This window comes from Paenibacillus sp. JJ-223, assembly GCF_927798175.1.
Taxonomy (GTDB): domain Bacteria; phylum Bacillota; class Bacilli; order Paenibacillales; family Paenibacillaceae; genus Paenibacillus; species Paenibacillus hubeiensis.
Map to the genome: position 1 here is coordinate 236,658 of NZ_CAKMMP010000001.1, position 13,759 is coordinate 250,416.

General features: G+C 48.6%; 11 protein-coding genes. 10 read left to right on the forward strand and 1 reads right to left on the reverse strand.

Annotated features, from left to right (window positions below):
- Positions 1 to 474, forward strand: a complete 474-nt coding sequence (locus tag L6H98_RS00985) for a low molecular weight protein-tyrosine-phosphatase (RefSeq protein ID WP_236412241.1) — start codon at positions 1 to 3, stop codon at positions 472 to 474.
- A gap of 143 nt (positions 475 to 617) precedes the next feature.
- Here the strand turns inward: L6H98_RS00985 and L6H98_RS00990 are convergent, their stop codons facing one another.
- Positions 618 to 1,352, reverse strand: a complete 735-nt coding sequence (locus tag L6H98_RS00990) for an alpha/beta hydrolase-fold protein (protein ID WP_236412242.1) — start codon at positions 1,350 to 1,352, stop codon at positions 618 to 620.
- Between the two features lie 256 nt (positions 1,353 to 1,608).
- Between L6H98_RS00990 and pdhA the strand changes: the two genes are divergently transcribed.
- From pdhA to L6H98_RS01035, 9 genes are all read left to right on the forward strand, one after another.
- Positions 1,609 to 2,676, forward strand: coding sequence for a pyruvate dehydrogenase (acetyl-transferring) E1 component subunit alpha (gene pdhA / locus L6H98_RS00995; RefSeq protein WP_236412244.1), 1,068 nt, complete (start codon positions 1,609 to 1,611; stop codon positions 2,674 to 2,676).
- Positions 2,677 to 2,785: 109 nt separating this feature from the next.
- On the forward strand, positions 2,786 to 3,763 hold the full coding sequence (locus L6H98_RS01000) for an alpha-ketoacid dehydrogenase subunit beta (RefSeq protein WP_236412245.1): 978 nt from the start codon (positions 2,786 to 2,788) through the stop codon (positions 3,761 to 3,763).
- A gap of 182 nt (positions 3,764 to 3,945) precedes the next feature.
- Complete coding sequence (locus L6H98_RS01005; RefSeq protein WP_236412246.1) at positions 3,946 to 5,241, forward strand: dihydrolipoamide acetyltransferase family protein; 1,296 nt, start codon at positions 3,946 to 3,948, stop codon at positions 5,239 to 5,241.
- A 3-nt stretch (positions 5,242 to 5,244) separates the two neighbouring features.
- Complete coding sequence (gene lpdA / locus L6H98_RS01010; RefSeq protein WP_236412247.1) at positions 5,245 to 6,660, forward strand: dihydrolipoyl dehydrogenase; 1,416 nt, start codon at positions 5,245 to 5,247, stop codon at positions 6,658 to 6,660.
- 404 nt (positions 6,661 to 7,064) lie between these two features.
- Positions 7,065 to 7,859, forward strand: a complete 795-nt coding sequence (thyA, locus tag L6H98_RS01015) for a thymidylate synthase (protein ID WP_236412248.1) — start codon at positions 7,065 to 7,067, stop codon at positions 7,857 to 7,859.
- 28 nt (positions 7,860 to 7,887) lie between these two features.
- Positions 7,888 to 8,376 carry a dihydrofolate reductase gene (locus L6H98_RS01020; protein WP_236412249.1) on the forward strand — a complete coding sequence of 163 codons (489 nt, stop codon included), beginning with the start codon at positions 7,888 to 7,890 and terminating at the stop codon, positions 8,374 to 8,376.
- A gap of 657 nt (positions 8,377 to 9,033) precedes the next feature.
- Complete coding sequence (locus L6H98_RS01025; RefSeq protein ID WP_236412250.1) at positions 9,034 to 10,521, forward strand: glutamate synthase subunit beta; 1,488 nt, start codon at positions 9,034 to 9,036, stop codon at positions 10,519 to 10,521.
- A 305-nt stretch (positions 10,522 to 10,826) separates the two neighbouring features.
- Positions 10,827 to 11,318: a Fur family transcriptional regulator gene (locus L6H98_RS01030; RefSeq protein WP_290371401.1), complete on the forward strand. Its 492-nt coding sequence runs from the start codon at positions 10,827 to 10,829 to the stop codon at positions 11,316 to 11,318.
- A 122-nt stretch (positions 11,319 to 11,440) separates the two neighbouring features.
- Complete coding sequence (locus L6H98_RS01035; RefSeq protein ID WP_236412251.1) at positions 11,441 to 13,759, forward strand: type IA DNA topoisomerase; 2,319 nt, start codon at positions 11,441 to 11,443, stop codon at positions 13,757 to 13,759.

Below are 13,759 nucleotides of genomic sequence, written 5' to 3' on the forward strand. Positions count from 1 at the left end.
ATGATTCATGTTTTGTTTGTATGTTTGGGGAACATCTGCAGATCCCCGATGGCCGAGGCGGTGATGAGGCACAAAATAGAGCAGCGCGGACTGCAGGACCGAATTCGCGTAGACTCGGCTGGGACAGGCAATTGGCATGTCGGGAAGCCGCCTCATGAAGGAACGCGCCAATTGTTGGATGAATACGGGATTTCCTATGCCAATATGGCCGCCAGGCAATTCGCAAGTACAGACTTTGAACAGTTCGATTATATTGTGTGCATGGATGATTCCAACGTGGCGAACGTACGCAAAGTCATTGGCGGAGAGAAAGCCGATCTGCTCAAATTGATGGATTTGCTGCCTGATGAGACGTTGCGCGAAGTGCCTGATCCGTATTATACGGGGAATTTCGAAGAGGTATACAGACTCGTGGATGCCGGGTGCGACGCATTATTGAAACGGATTGAAAGTGATCATTCACTATCATTATAACATTTCGGAATTCTTCCATACTGAGCGCAACAAAAAGCGACTGAAAGAGCAGGGCGTCCTGCTTCTTTTTTGATCTTGAATGTAAACGCTAACAAATATGCCGGGAAAAAAGCGGCCTTTCAGCCGCCGCCGGACAGATGTTGTTAGCGCTCGCTCAGGAAATAAAGCAGAGCCTCGGGGAGCTCTTTTTGCCAAAACCCCCATTGATGACGCCCGTCTTTTTCCCGGTACGATACAACCGCATCGCGGTTCTCCAAAATGTCGCGCGTATCGCGGTTCAGCTGCACGAAATCGTAGATGCCTGTATCGGATTCAAATGCATCCTCCTGCAAGCCAACGATCATCCAGATGTTCAGCCACGACAAGTCTTCCTCAGCAGCGTAAATTTCTTGGGAAGCGGAATAGAAGGCTCCTGACAGGCTGATGACCCGGTTAAAAAGGTGAGGATAAAGCAGGGCGAGGTGCAGCGATACGCTGCCGCCGAGGGAATCTCCCGCAAGCACACGTTCCTGGGGAGAGCGGCGTACAGGATATTTCTCTTCCACATAGGGAATAATCTCTTCAGCGAAGCAGGCCGTGTATGCTTTGAAGCGATCGCCGAACGGAGCATACTCTTGGGTTCTCACCGAGACATCCACCTGAACGCCTACAATAATGAACGGCTCGGCGCCTTCATCCAGGATGATCCGGTTCGCCGTCGTCGCGATGCGTCCAAAATTGAAAAACTCCTCTCCGTCCTGACAATAAACGACAGGATAAGTTAGCAGTTCGTTATACCCCGGGGGAAGGTAGATGCGCAGGACGCGCTTTTCGCCAAGATGGCGACTCTCGATTTCTTCTTTCACAATCGTCCGTTTCAAATAGCGGGAATCCGTCATAAAACGTCACCTTTCTCGGTTATTTTTTTGCATTCAACTGCACAATACGGTAAGATTAACCTTGTGCGCGGATAGGTCAGACCAGCAGCCATGTACTATGCTGTTATACCATTATTCATCTCCTGTTATACATACAATCCGAAAGGGAATATAAAAAAATTACGGATTTCTTTGACGTATGCGGTGAAACAGGTGTATAATAATTCTATAACAGCGGAACTTGATATTCAAACTTTTTGTTGAGGTGAAGAAAAAAATGAGCAAGGTTCCTTATGAAGTATACACGGAGGAAGTAGAAGCTCTGTCCGTACTGTCTCCGGATGGTGAAATTATTAACAAAGACAAGTTGCCAGAACTTTCCGACGATCAATTAAAAGAAATTATGTACCGCATGGTATTTACCCGCACTTGGGATGATCGTGCAGTTAACCTCGGTCGCCAAGGCCGTCTCGGTTTCTATGCTCCGGTATCCGGACAAGAAGCAACAATGGTGGGTAGTGAATTCGCCATTCAAAAAGAAGACTTTATCTGCCCAGGCTATCGCGACATTCCGCAGCTCGTATGGCATGGACTTCCATTGTACCAAGCATTCCTGTATTCCCGTGGACATCAGCATGGTGGCCAAGTGCCTGACGGCGTTAACGTATTGATGCCGCAAATCATCATCGGCGCGCAAATCCTGCACGCGATGGGGATTGCAATGGGATACAAATTGAAAAAACAAAAACAAGTCGTTATCACATATACAGGTGACGGCGGTTCTTCCGAAGGTGACTTCTACGAAGGTTTGAACTATGCCGGCGTTTACAAACTGCCTGTTATTTTCTTTGTGCAAAACAACGGCTACGCCATCACAACTCCGTTTGCTAAACAAACCGCTGCATTGTCCATCGCTCATAAAGCGGTTGCAGCAGGGATCAAAGGCGTTAAAGTTGACGGTATGGACGTTCTGGCTGTCATCAAAGCGGTTCAAGAAGCTGCTGAGCGCGGCCGCAATGGCGAAGGCGCAACATTGATCGAAGCCGTAACGTATCGTTTCCGTCCTCACTCCCTTTCGGACGATGCTTCCAAATATCGTACCAAAGATGAAGAAGCAGAGTGGAGCGAAAAGGATCCAATCGCGCGTTTTGCGAAATATCTGGAGAAAAAAGGTCTGTGGACCGAAGAAGATACAGCTCGCGTGAAAGAAGAAGCAAAAGCGAAAGTCAACGACGAGATCAAAAAAGCGGAAAAAACAGAAAAAATGACGATTCCAGGCTTGCTTGACAGCATGTTCGAACATACGCCTAAGCACTTGGAAGAGCAAAAAGCAGACTTCCAATAAGTTTTTTCCATTAAAAGCATATATCGTGTCCGGACGATCGTCCGGATTACGGTTCCTTGTGTGATTTCGAGAATGTGAACTGTCAATGTTTAAGGAGGAAATGAAGCAAATGGCACAAATGAACATGAAAGAAGCAATCCGTGATGCGCTTCGCGTTGAATTGAAACGTGATCCTAACGTTGTGCTTTTCGGTGAAGATGTAGGTCATGTAGGCGGCGTTTTCCGTGTAACGGAAGGCCTGCAAAAAGAATTTGGTGAAGAGCGCGTATTCGATACACCGCTGGCTGAGTCCGCAATCGGCGGTCTGGCTGTAGGTTTGGGTATTCAAGGCTTCCGTCCGGTTGCCGAAATCCAATTCGTAGGTTTCATTTTCGAAGCCCTTGACCAAATGGTTGTGCAAGCTGCGCGCATGCGTTACCGTTCCGGCGGCAAATACAACTCCCCAATCGTTTTCCGTACACCTTACGGCGGCGGCGTAAAAGCAGCCGAATTGCATACAGACGCTTTGGAAGGTTTGCTTGCGCAAACTCCGGGTATTAAGGTAGTAATCCCTTCGAACCCTTACGATGCAAAAGGTTTGATGATCGCTTCCATCCGCGACAATGACCCTGTATTCTTCATGGAGCATTTGAACCTGTACCATGCTTTCCGTGCAGAGGTTCCTGAAGAAGACTACGTGGTTGAACTGGGTAAAGCGAACGTGGTTCGCGAAGGTTCGGACGTAACGATCGTTACTTACGGCATGATGGTGCACACGTCCATCAAAGCTGCTGAAGAGTTGGAGAAAAAAGGAATCAAGGTTGAAATTATCGACTTGCGTACGGTTAGCCCGATCGATATCGATACCATCGTTGCTTCCATCAAAAAAACCAACCGCGCTATCGTGGTTCAAGAAGCTCAAAAGAGCGCAGGCGTTGCGGCTGAAGTCATTGCCCAAATCAATGAAAAAGCTATCCTGCACCTGGAAGCGCCGGTTCTGCGCGTAGCAGGTCCTGACACGGTATATCCTTTCGCGCAAATCGAAGATGCTTGGCTGCCTACTCCTGCTCGAATCATCGATGCAGTGAACAAAGTAGTTGAGTTTTAATTCAATCATCTGACATGCCGCAAGGCGCAGTATGGTGATTCACATCGCAGCTGCAAAGCTGCACTGAAAACAGCCATTAGCCCCTTGAGTAGTCACAGTTATTTGCTCTCGCAGTAACGGTAATAGACTTGGAGCTAAGGGTTGTTTTCAGGATTGAGCACATAATCAAGGAGGTTTTTCAGTTGGCTAAATTTGAATACAAATTCCCTGAACTGGGTGAAGGCCTGCACGAAGGCGAAATCATCAAGATGCACATCAAACCCGGTGACAAAGTAACAGACGACGACATCATCATGGAAGTACAGAACGATAAAGCGGTCGTTGAAGTTCCTTGTCCGGTTAACGGAACAGTAACTGAAGTATTTGCAAAAGATGGTCAAGTTTGCCACGTTGGCGAAGTTGTTGCGATCATCGATGCAGAAGGTGACATTCCGGATCAAGGCGACGACGCTGGCGATCAAGCTGAACAAGAAAAAGATGCGGCTCAAGGCGGAGCAGACACTAACGCTTCTTCCCCTGCTCAAGCAAGCAACAACGTTGCTCCAGCAGCTCCGGCCAAAGACGTTTTGGCTACGCCAAGCGTTCGCAAGTTTGCTCGTGAGCAAGGCGTTGACATTGCTCAAGTGAACGGCACCGGCAACAACGGCAAGGTAACCAAAGAAGACGTTGAAGCTTTCAAAAACGGTGGCGGCCAAGCAGCAGCTTCTTCTGCAGCTCCAGCAGCTCAAGAAGAGAAAAAATCCGCAGCTCCGGCAGCCGCAGCAGCAGATGCGCGTCTGGAAGAAGAACGCGTACCATTCAAAGGAATCCGCAAAGCGATTTCCAATGCCATGGTTAAATCTGCTTACACAGCTCCACACGTTACAATCATGGATGAAGTGGACGTCACTGAACTGGTAGCGTTCCGCACTCGCATGAAACCAATTGCAGAGAAAAAAGGCACAAAAGTGACTTATCTGCCATTCATCGTTAAAGCTCTGGTTGCGGCTTCCCGTCAATTCCCGGCTCTTAACGCGATGATTGATGAAGAAGCTAACGAAATTGTATACAAAAAATACTACAACATCGGTATCGCTACAGATACAGACAACGGCTTGATCGTTCCTGTTATCAAAGATGCTGATCGTAAATCCATCTGGATGATCGCTGATTCCATCCGTGACCTGGCAGCTCGTGGCCGCGAAGGCAAACTGAGCCCTAACGAAATGAAAGGCAGCACGATCTCCATCACGAACATCGGTTCTGCTGGCGGCATGTTCTTCACTCCGATCATCAACTTCCCTGAAGTTGCTATTCTCGGAACCGGACGCATCAGCGAAAAAGCGGTTGTGAAAAACGGCGAAATCGTTGCAGCACCTGTAATGGCTCTGTCCTTGAGCTTTGACCACCGTATCATCGATGGCGCAACAGCACAAAACTTTATGAACTACATTAAACAGCTGCTCGCTAACCCTGAGCTGCTTGTTATGGAGGTGTAAGATATGGTAGTAGGCGACGCTTCTCTCAATATCGACACATTGGTAATTGGTGCAGGACCTGGCGGCTACGTAGCTGCCATCCGTGCTGCACAACTGGGCCAAAGCGTATTGATCGTAGACAAATCCGAACTGGGCGGCGTATGTTTGAACCGTGGATGTATTCCATCCAAAGCTTTGATCTCGGCTGCGCATCAATATGAAAGTGCATTGCATGGCGACGCTTTTGGTATCTCTGCGGAGAACGTAAAAGTGGACTTTGCCAAAACGCAAGAATTCAAAAACGGCGTTGTTAAGAAAATGACTAGCGGCGTGACTGGCTTGCTCAAAGGCAACAAAGTTGAAGTTTTCAACGGTGAATGCATGTTCATCAACGAAAACGAAGCGCGTGTATTCAACGATCACGAATCTCCGCGTTACAAATTCAAAAATGCAATCATTGCAACAGGTTCCCGTCCAATCGAACTGAAACCTTTCCCGTTTGGCGGTCGCATTCTGTCCTCGACGGAAGCGTTGAACCTGCCTGAAGTACCGAAAAGCCTGATCGTAATCGGTGGCGGATATATCGGTGCCGAGCTTGGTCAAATGTACTCCAAATTCGGTGCGAAAGTAACGATCATCGAAGGTATGGACACGGTATTGCCAGGTTTCGATAAAGACATGACGAGCCTTGTGGCTAAAAACATGAAGAAAACCGGCATCGAAATCGTAACGGGTGCAAAAGCGGAAAGCGCTGAGCAAACGGACAAAGACGTAACGGTTAAATATTCCGTAAACGGCGAGTCCAAAGAAATTACTGCAGACTATCTGCTCGTAACGGTTGGACGTCGTCCAAACACAGACGGAGAACTGGGTCTGGACTTGATCGGTGTTGAAACTGATGAGCGCGGCTTCGTTAAAGTTGACCACCAAGGACGCACTAGCATTCCTCATATCTTCGCAATCGGTGATATCGTGGCTGGTCTGGCATTGGCTCACAAAGCTTCTTACGAAGGTAAAGTGGCTGCAGAAGCCATTGCAGGACAACCGTCCGTAGTTGACTACAAATGTATGCCGGCTGTTGTGTTCACAGATCCTGAGTGCTCCAGCGTAGGTCTGACTGAAAAAGAAGCCAAAGAAAAAGGCTACAAAGTAAAAGCAGGCAAATTCCCTTATGCGGGTAACGGCCGTGCCGTATCTTTGAACCATGCCGAAGGTTTCGTAAAAATCGTTGCTGACGAAGAGAATGGCCTTGTTCTGGGCTGCCAAATCGTAGGTCTGGAAGCTTCCAACTTGATTGCTGAGCTGGGTCTCGCTATCGAAATGGGTGCAACTCTGGAAGACTTGGCTCTGACTATTCACGCTCACCCAACATTGGGCGAAATCGTGATGGAAGCAGCGGAACTGGTTATGGGTCATCCGATCCACATCATTTCCCGTTAATTCAGAACAGCAATGGCCTTGGATTCGTCCGGCCTTATAGATGAACGTACAAGGGATGGGTAACGCCACAGCGTTACCTGTCCTTTTTTTTGACTTGCACGAAACGACAACCTTCGAACACAGTGAGGATGAAAAGCGGAAAACTTTTCGTTGACTGGGTTATGAAATATGCGAAGTGTGAAGTCACCGAATAATGATGCCTTTCCGTGAAAGAATGATATATGATAAACTGTTACAATGAGCTTCTCCAAGAGGTTGAGACTTATCGACAGATGTCCTCCTTGAAAAAGGAGTCAAAAAAATCTGGGATAACAGCAATCGGAATATGGTTCTGACTACATAGTGGCTCGATGTAAAACCATTCGTTCAAACTTATATAGAAACGACTGTGAGGCGATGAATACATGAAAAATTATCTGGAATTGCTGCAGGACGTGCTGCACAACGGGGTTCACAAAGAAGACCGCACGGGCACGGGCACATTGTCCGTCTTTGGGCGCCAATTGCGCTTTGATCTGAACGAAGGTTTTCCGCTGGTTACGACCAAGCGCATCCATCTGAAATCGGTCGTTCACGAGTTGTTATGGTTTCTGAGCGGAGATACCAACATTCGCTACCTGAAGGATAACGGCGTGAGCATCTGGGATGAATGGGCGGATGAGAACGGCGATCTTGGCCCGGTATATGGGTCGCAATGGCGGACCTGGGAAGCTCCGAGTGGCGAAAAAATCGACCAAATCGCTGCCGTGGTGGACGCGATCAAAAACAATCCCGATTCCCGGCGCCATCTGGTTAGCGCGTGGAACGTGGCCGAAATCAATCGCATGAAGCTTCCGCCATGCCATTTTGCGTTTCAGTTTTACGTGGCTGAGGGTAAATTATCCTGTATGTTGACCATGCGTTCGGTGGACACGTTCCTTGGACTGCCGTTTAACATCGCCAGCTATGCGTTATTAACCCATATGATCGCTCAACAGTGCGATCTGGAAGTGGGCGAGTTCATTTGGTCCGGAGGAGATGTGCACATCTATTCGAACCATTTGGAACAAGTCAAAACCCAATTGGAACGTGAGCCGTTTGCATTGCCGAAGCTGGTGATCAAACGCAAACCGGATTCGATTTTCGACTACAAGTTTGAAGATTTCGAATTCGAGAACTACCAGCATCATCCTGGAATCAAAGCCCCGGTTGCCATCTGATTGCATCCGGTGAAAGGAGTGCATACACATGAGTATTGAACTGGTATGGGCCATGGGAGAGAACGGAGCGATCGGCCTTAATAATGCGATCCCTTGGCGATTGCCGAAAGACATGGCTTTTTTTAAACAGCGTACGTTGAACAAAACCATCATCATGGGGCGCAGAACGTGGGAATCTTTCGGTGGCAAACCGTTGCCGCAGCGCCGAAACATCGTGATTACGCGGGACCTGGACTATAAGGTTGAACAGGCAGAAGTGGTCCATACGATTGAAGAAGGTCTGAGTGCAACCCAAGGCGAAGAATTGTGCGTGATCGGGGGTTCCGAGATCTATCGTGAATTCCTTCCGTTTGCCGATCGGTTGGTTGTGACCAAAATTCACGAACATTTTGAAGCGGACACCTTTTTTCCCAACATCGATTGGTCGGAGTGGGAGCTCGTTGAGCAGATCGAAGGCGAACAGGACGAAAAAAATATTTACCCCTACACGTTTGAATTTTATGAACGAAAAAAGTAAATAAAGCATACGTTGAGATCAAAGAGCCCAGATATGACATCAAAGGTCAAGATCCCAAAAAATGATGCACGCAGAAAAAGGGCGCTCGTTACGAATGGTTCGTGACAGTAGCCCTTTTTTTATTCTCGAGCGAAAAAAACGGATATGAAGGTCTGACCGAAGATTTTACATAAAACTAACATAAAAAGTACCAACATCAGGAATGAAATGTGAATTGGGTTTATATATTTTGGTGAAAAAGTATAAACGATGTGCCTTTTTACCGTTGTAAAGCTTTAAATCCGAACAATTCGTTCAACTTGTCTAGCTTTTATTACTTAAAACGTTGATTTTGATGGCAAATTATCTCACATTTACGTAACGTGCATTCATTTTTCTTTATGATCAAGTAATGTGCAAGACGAAATACCCGTATCTGGATAACCAAAATTCGGTTGTTGACCTGCGGTCCTTTGGCCCTCTATGATGTATAAAATACAAATTATTATGCGGATAATCCATTTAATATTCAAATGTTGAAATGCTACTATTATTGAAATATCTTCGACAAGATTTTGTGATACAATATTCAAAAAATGAGAAGTTTGCATAATTCATTCATATAGGGCCTCGGTTATGAAGGGATTAAGATAAAAGAACGGATGGGGGAAATGTAAGATGTCTACACCTACTGGATTTATGGAATACAAACGCCAACTGCCCGCGGATCGGGAGCCTGCAGAGCGTATCAAGGATTGGGAAGAGTTTCATAAACATATGGCGGAAGAAGAGCTGAGAACGCAAGGGGCGCGCTGCATGGATTGCGGAACTCCTTACTGCCATACAGGTATAGATATGATCGGCGGTACGTCGGGCTGTCCCGTGCATAACTTGATTCCGGAGTGGAACAACTTGGTGTATCGTGGTTTGTGGAGAGAGGCACTCGATCGCCTGCACAAAACCAACAATTTCCCTGAATTTACAGGACGTGTATGTCCTGCTCCGTGTGAAGGTTCCTGTACGGTCGGGTTGATCGGGCAGCCGGTTACCATCAAAACGATTGAAGAAGCGATTATCGAAAAAGGATTTGAAGAAGGCTGGGTTGTACCCCAACCGCCTGAAAAGCGTACAGGCAAACGCGTAGCCGTCGTTGGCTCCGGTCCTGCAGGACTTGCCGCAGCAGCGCAGTTGAACAAAGCCGGCCATCTCGTTACGGTGTACGAGCGTGCTGACCGCGTTGGCGGTTTGCTGACGTACGGAATCCCGACCATGAAACTGGATAAAAGAGTCGTACAACGTCGTGTCGACCTGCTTGAGGCTGAAGGCATCCAGTTTGTGACCAATACGGAGATCGGCAAGGACATACCTGCACAGCAATTGGTTGACGAATATGATGCTGTTGTGTTGTGCGGCGGCGCAACCAAACCGCGTGAATTCAACATCGAAGGCAGCGATTTGAACGGCGTGCATTATGCGATGGACTTTTTGAACGGAAGCATCAAAAGTTATTTGGATTCCAAACTCGAAGACGGAAATTACCTGTCTGCAGCACAAAAAGACGTTATTGTCATCGGTGGCGGAGACACCGGTTCGGACTGTGTGGCGACCTCCCTCCGTCATGGCTGCCGTACCGTAACCCAATTCGGTACCCATGCCAAAGCTCCGCTGGAGCGCGATCAAATCAATAACCCTTGGCCGCAATTCCCTAACGTATACACACTGGATTACGCGCAACAAGAAGCCAAAGCCATCTTTGGTCAAGATCCGCGCGAGTTTTCGATCATGACAACCAAGTTTGTGGGTGACGATGAAGGCAACCTTAAAGAATTGCACACGGTTCAAATCGAACGGATCGTGGACGAAACGGGCCGCAAAATCTATCAGCCGATTCCTGGTACGGAGCGCGTATTCCCTGCGCAAATGGCGTTGATCGCCATCGGTTTTGACGGACCGGAGCAAACGTTGGTGGAACAGCTTGGCCTGGCGACGGACCGCCGTACCAACGTGAAAGCACGCTATGGCAAATACAACACCAATGTGGATAAAGTGTTTGCCGCAGGCGACATGCGTCGTGGCCAAAGCCTGGTGGTATGGGCGATCAATGAGGGACGCGAAGCAGCTCGCGAAGTGGATAAATATTTGATGGGTTCCACCGTTCTCGTATAATACGTTTATAAAATAATAGTTTTGCATGTTTTGCCAGCATGATTTAACTTGGCTGCAAACAAAACCCTCCGCAAAAACCCTCCGCAGAAATGCGGGGGGTTTTTGCTATGAATGCGATAGCGCGGTTTCTTCATTGAAAGTGTGATCGAAAGTGTGATCAGCGGCATTGCTTTTTTGACCAGAAAGACTTATTATTAGTTTATAATTATTATAAATAAGAAAATTTGACAACGACTAACCAAAGCAATATTTAGATTGAAGTAGTCATTTACACGAAAACATATATTTCGGAGGTGCGGCCTGCTATGACAAATAACCAGGGCAAATCCATTCAAGAGCAAATTCAATATATAAAGAAGCAGCTGGTCGAGAAAGGGTACAAACTGACGCAGCAGCGGGAAGTCACGGTCCGAGTGCTTCTGGAGCATGAAAAGGACCATTTTAGCGCAGAAGAAGTGTTTTTGCTGGTGAAGGAGCAGTTTCCCGAAATCGGTCTGGCTACCGTTTATCGCACGCTGGAGCTGCTTAGCGATCTGCAGGTCGTGGAAAAAATCAACTTCGGCGACGGGGCTGCCCGCTTTGATCTCCGCAGCACGGACGGGTCGCACCATCATCATCATCTGATATGCATGCACTGCGGCAGCGTGGAGGAGATTATGGAGGATGGATTGTTGAAACTGGAGCAGATGGTGGAACGACAGTACGGTTTCAAAGTGATGGATCATCGTCTGGATTTCCAAGGCGTGTGCCGCGAATGCAGACAGAAGCAAGCCGTGAATGAACCGGCAGTGGGTTAATTCAATGGGGGAGGATGCTCCCGCGATCAAAATCTGATATAATGGATTATAGAAGCAGGGGCTTCCGTGGGCGGAAGGCCCTTTTTGCCGTCATGTGACGGTATAGGAGGAGATTGAGACGGATGAAGACACTGGTTATCGCGGAGAAACCGGACATGGGGAGAACCATTGCCGCCGTTATGGAACCCGGGGCCAAGAACAATCGCACGTATCTGGAAGGCGAAAGCTATATCATTACGTGGGCGATCGGACACTTGCTCGGACTTGCAGAACCGGATGCTTATGATAGCAAATATAAGCGTTGGAACCTCGCGGATTTGCCGATCATTCCGGACCAGTTCAAAATTGTCCCTAACCCGAAAACGAAGGATCAACTGAAAACGATCGGTGAACTGGCCAAAAAATGCTCCATGATCGTTAATGCTTGCGATGCGGGGCGTGAAGGACAATACATTTTTGCATTGATCCAACAGCAGCTAAAGCTTCGTCAACCGGTCAAACGACTGTGGATATCGGACCTGACGGCCGAAAGCATACGGAAGGGATTCGCAGGGCTAAAGGATGCTTCCGAATTCGAAAATCTGACGCATGCTGCGCGGGCGCGAAGCGAGGCCGATTGGTTAATCGGCATGAATGCGTCGAGAGCGTTCACGACCCGCCACAATGCGCTTTTGTCCGTGGGGCGTGTGCAGACCCCTGTTTTGGCGCTGATCTATGACCGTGAAACGGAGATCGAAGCTTTTCAGTCCCAGACTTACTACGAGGTTGCTGCTTGGTTCCGCCAGGAGGATGTGGAGTACCGCGGAGTGCTGCAGGTTCAAGGAGACAAGCTGACTGATCTTGAGGCGGCGGAGGGCATTGCAGCGAGCGTAAAGGGGAAGACGGGCCGCATTGCCAAATACGAGGCGAAACCGACAAAGGAGTATCCGTACCGGTTATACGACTTGACCCTTTTACAGCGGGAGGCCAATGCGAAATTCGGTTACGGCGCGAAAAAAACGTTAGATATTGCCCAAGCTCTTTATGAAAAGCACAAGGTCATTTCGTATCCGCGGACCAATTCCAATTACGTGACCGAACAAAATTTGGACGGCATGCATAAAACGCTGAACATGCTCAAAACAGGAGCATACAGTGAGCTTGCCCAAGGCGCGAAGCCTGAATTGGTGCATAAAAACAACAAGGGTGTCTGCAATCCATCCAAGGTGGAGGATCACCATGCCATCCTGCCTACACTGAAGCGGCCGGGGACGTTGTCGAAGGACGAGCAGAACATTTACGATTTGATCGTCCGGCGATTTTTGTCCCATTTTTATCCTCCGGCAGAGTATAAGCAGCATACCGTGCTGACCGAGGTGGAGAAACACACTTTCAAAACATCCGTAAAAGAGCTCATTTCGTTGGGGTGGAAAGCGGTTCTTCCCGCAGCGGATCAGGAAAAGGGCAAGACGTCGGGCAAAAAGAGGGGCAAAGCCGGCGCTCAGGAGGAGGAGGAACCCGAAGAATGGACGGACAAGGCGTTTTCGGTACGGCCTGAGCTCCCGGTGCAGTGCCAGAAAAGCGAATGCAAGGAGAAGGCGACCCAGCCGCCGAAAAGCTATACCGAAGGCACGTTGTTGCGTGCGATGGAAAGTGCGGGCAAACAGATCGAGAACGAGGAGCTTCGCGACGCGATGAAAGACAGCGGCCTAGGCACCCCTGCAACGCGGGCAGCTACGATCGAACGGCTTAAAAACGTCGGTTATATCACCATGCAGGGGAAAAAGATGCAATTGACGCTGAAAGGGCGAACGGCCATCGAGTTGATTCGGCGTGCCGGGGTCGACCTGTTGACTTCGCCCGAAATGACTGGCCAGTGGGAGCGAAGGTTGTACCAGATTTCCAAAGGCGAAGCCGGGCAGGACAAATTTATGGAAAACGTGAAAAAGTTTACGTTATCCATCATCGATAAAGTGCGTGTCCAGACACCGGCTCCGGCGGACGCGTTTGGTGACGAAGCGCGTGGCGGCCGCGGCAAGGGCAAAGGGAAAGGAAACCGTGCACGCAAAAGCAGCTCGTCTTCAACAGGTTCTCGGCAGGCGGAGTCGGTTGCGACGCGAAGCAGAACAGCTGCAGCAGCAACTACCGGCACGATCAAAACCCCGGACAAGGCAAACGCAGGAAGCAGGGAAGCTTTAGGTTCATGTCCTTCGCAGGGGTGTACGGGGCATATTATCGAGGGCAATAAAGGTTTCGGATGCACCCGCTATAAGGAAGGCTGTCGATTCGTCATTTGGAAAGAATATGCGGGCAAAAAAATTACGGGCACGATGCTGAAGTCGCTGATTGAGAAAGGAAGCACTCAGGTGCTGTCCTTTAAACGGAAAGACGGGAGCACCGTTAAGGCGAGGATTATCCTTGAGGACCGCTCCACCGGTAAGTTGTCTGCAGAACGTGTTTAG

Coding starts and splice junctions, on each gene's coding strand:
- L6H98_RS00985 (WP_236412241.1), top strand. CDS start 1: ATGATTCATGTTTTGTTTGTATGTTTGGGGAACATCTGCAGATCCCCG.
- L6H98_RS00990 (WP_236412242.1), bottom strand. CDS start 1,352: ATGACGGATTCCCGCTATTTGAAACGGACGATTGTGAAAGAAGAAATC.
- pdhA (WP_236412244.1), top strand. CDS start 1,609: ATGAGCAAGGTTCCTTATGAAGTATACACGGAGGAAGTAGAAGCTCTG.
- L6H98_RS01000 (WP_236412245.1), top strand. CDS start 2,786: ATGGCACAAATGAACATGAAAGAAGCAATCCGTGATGCGCTTCGCGTT.
- lpdA (WP_236412247.1), top strand. CDS start 5,245: ATGGTAGTAGGCGACGCTTCTCTCAATATCGACACATTGGTAATTGGT.
- thyA (WP_236412248.1), top strand. CDS start 7,065: ATGAAAAATTATCTGGAATTGCTGCAGGACGTGCTGCACAACGGGGTT.
- L6H98_RS01020 (WP_236412249.1), top strand. CDS start 7,888: ATGAGTATTGAACTGGTATGGGCCATGGGAGAGAACGGAGCGATCGGC.
- L6H98_RS01025 (WP_236412250.1), top strand. CDS start 9,034: ATGTCTACACCTACTGGATTTATGGAATACAAACGCCAACTGCCCGCG.
- L6H98_RS01030 (WP_290371401.1), top strand. CDS start 10,827: ATGACAAATAACCAGGGCAAATCCATTCAAGAGCAAATTCAATATATA.
- L6H98_RS01035 (WP_236412251.1), top strand. CDS start 11,441: ATGAAGACACTGGTTATCGCGGAGAAACCGGACATGGGGAGAACCATT.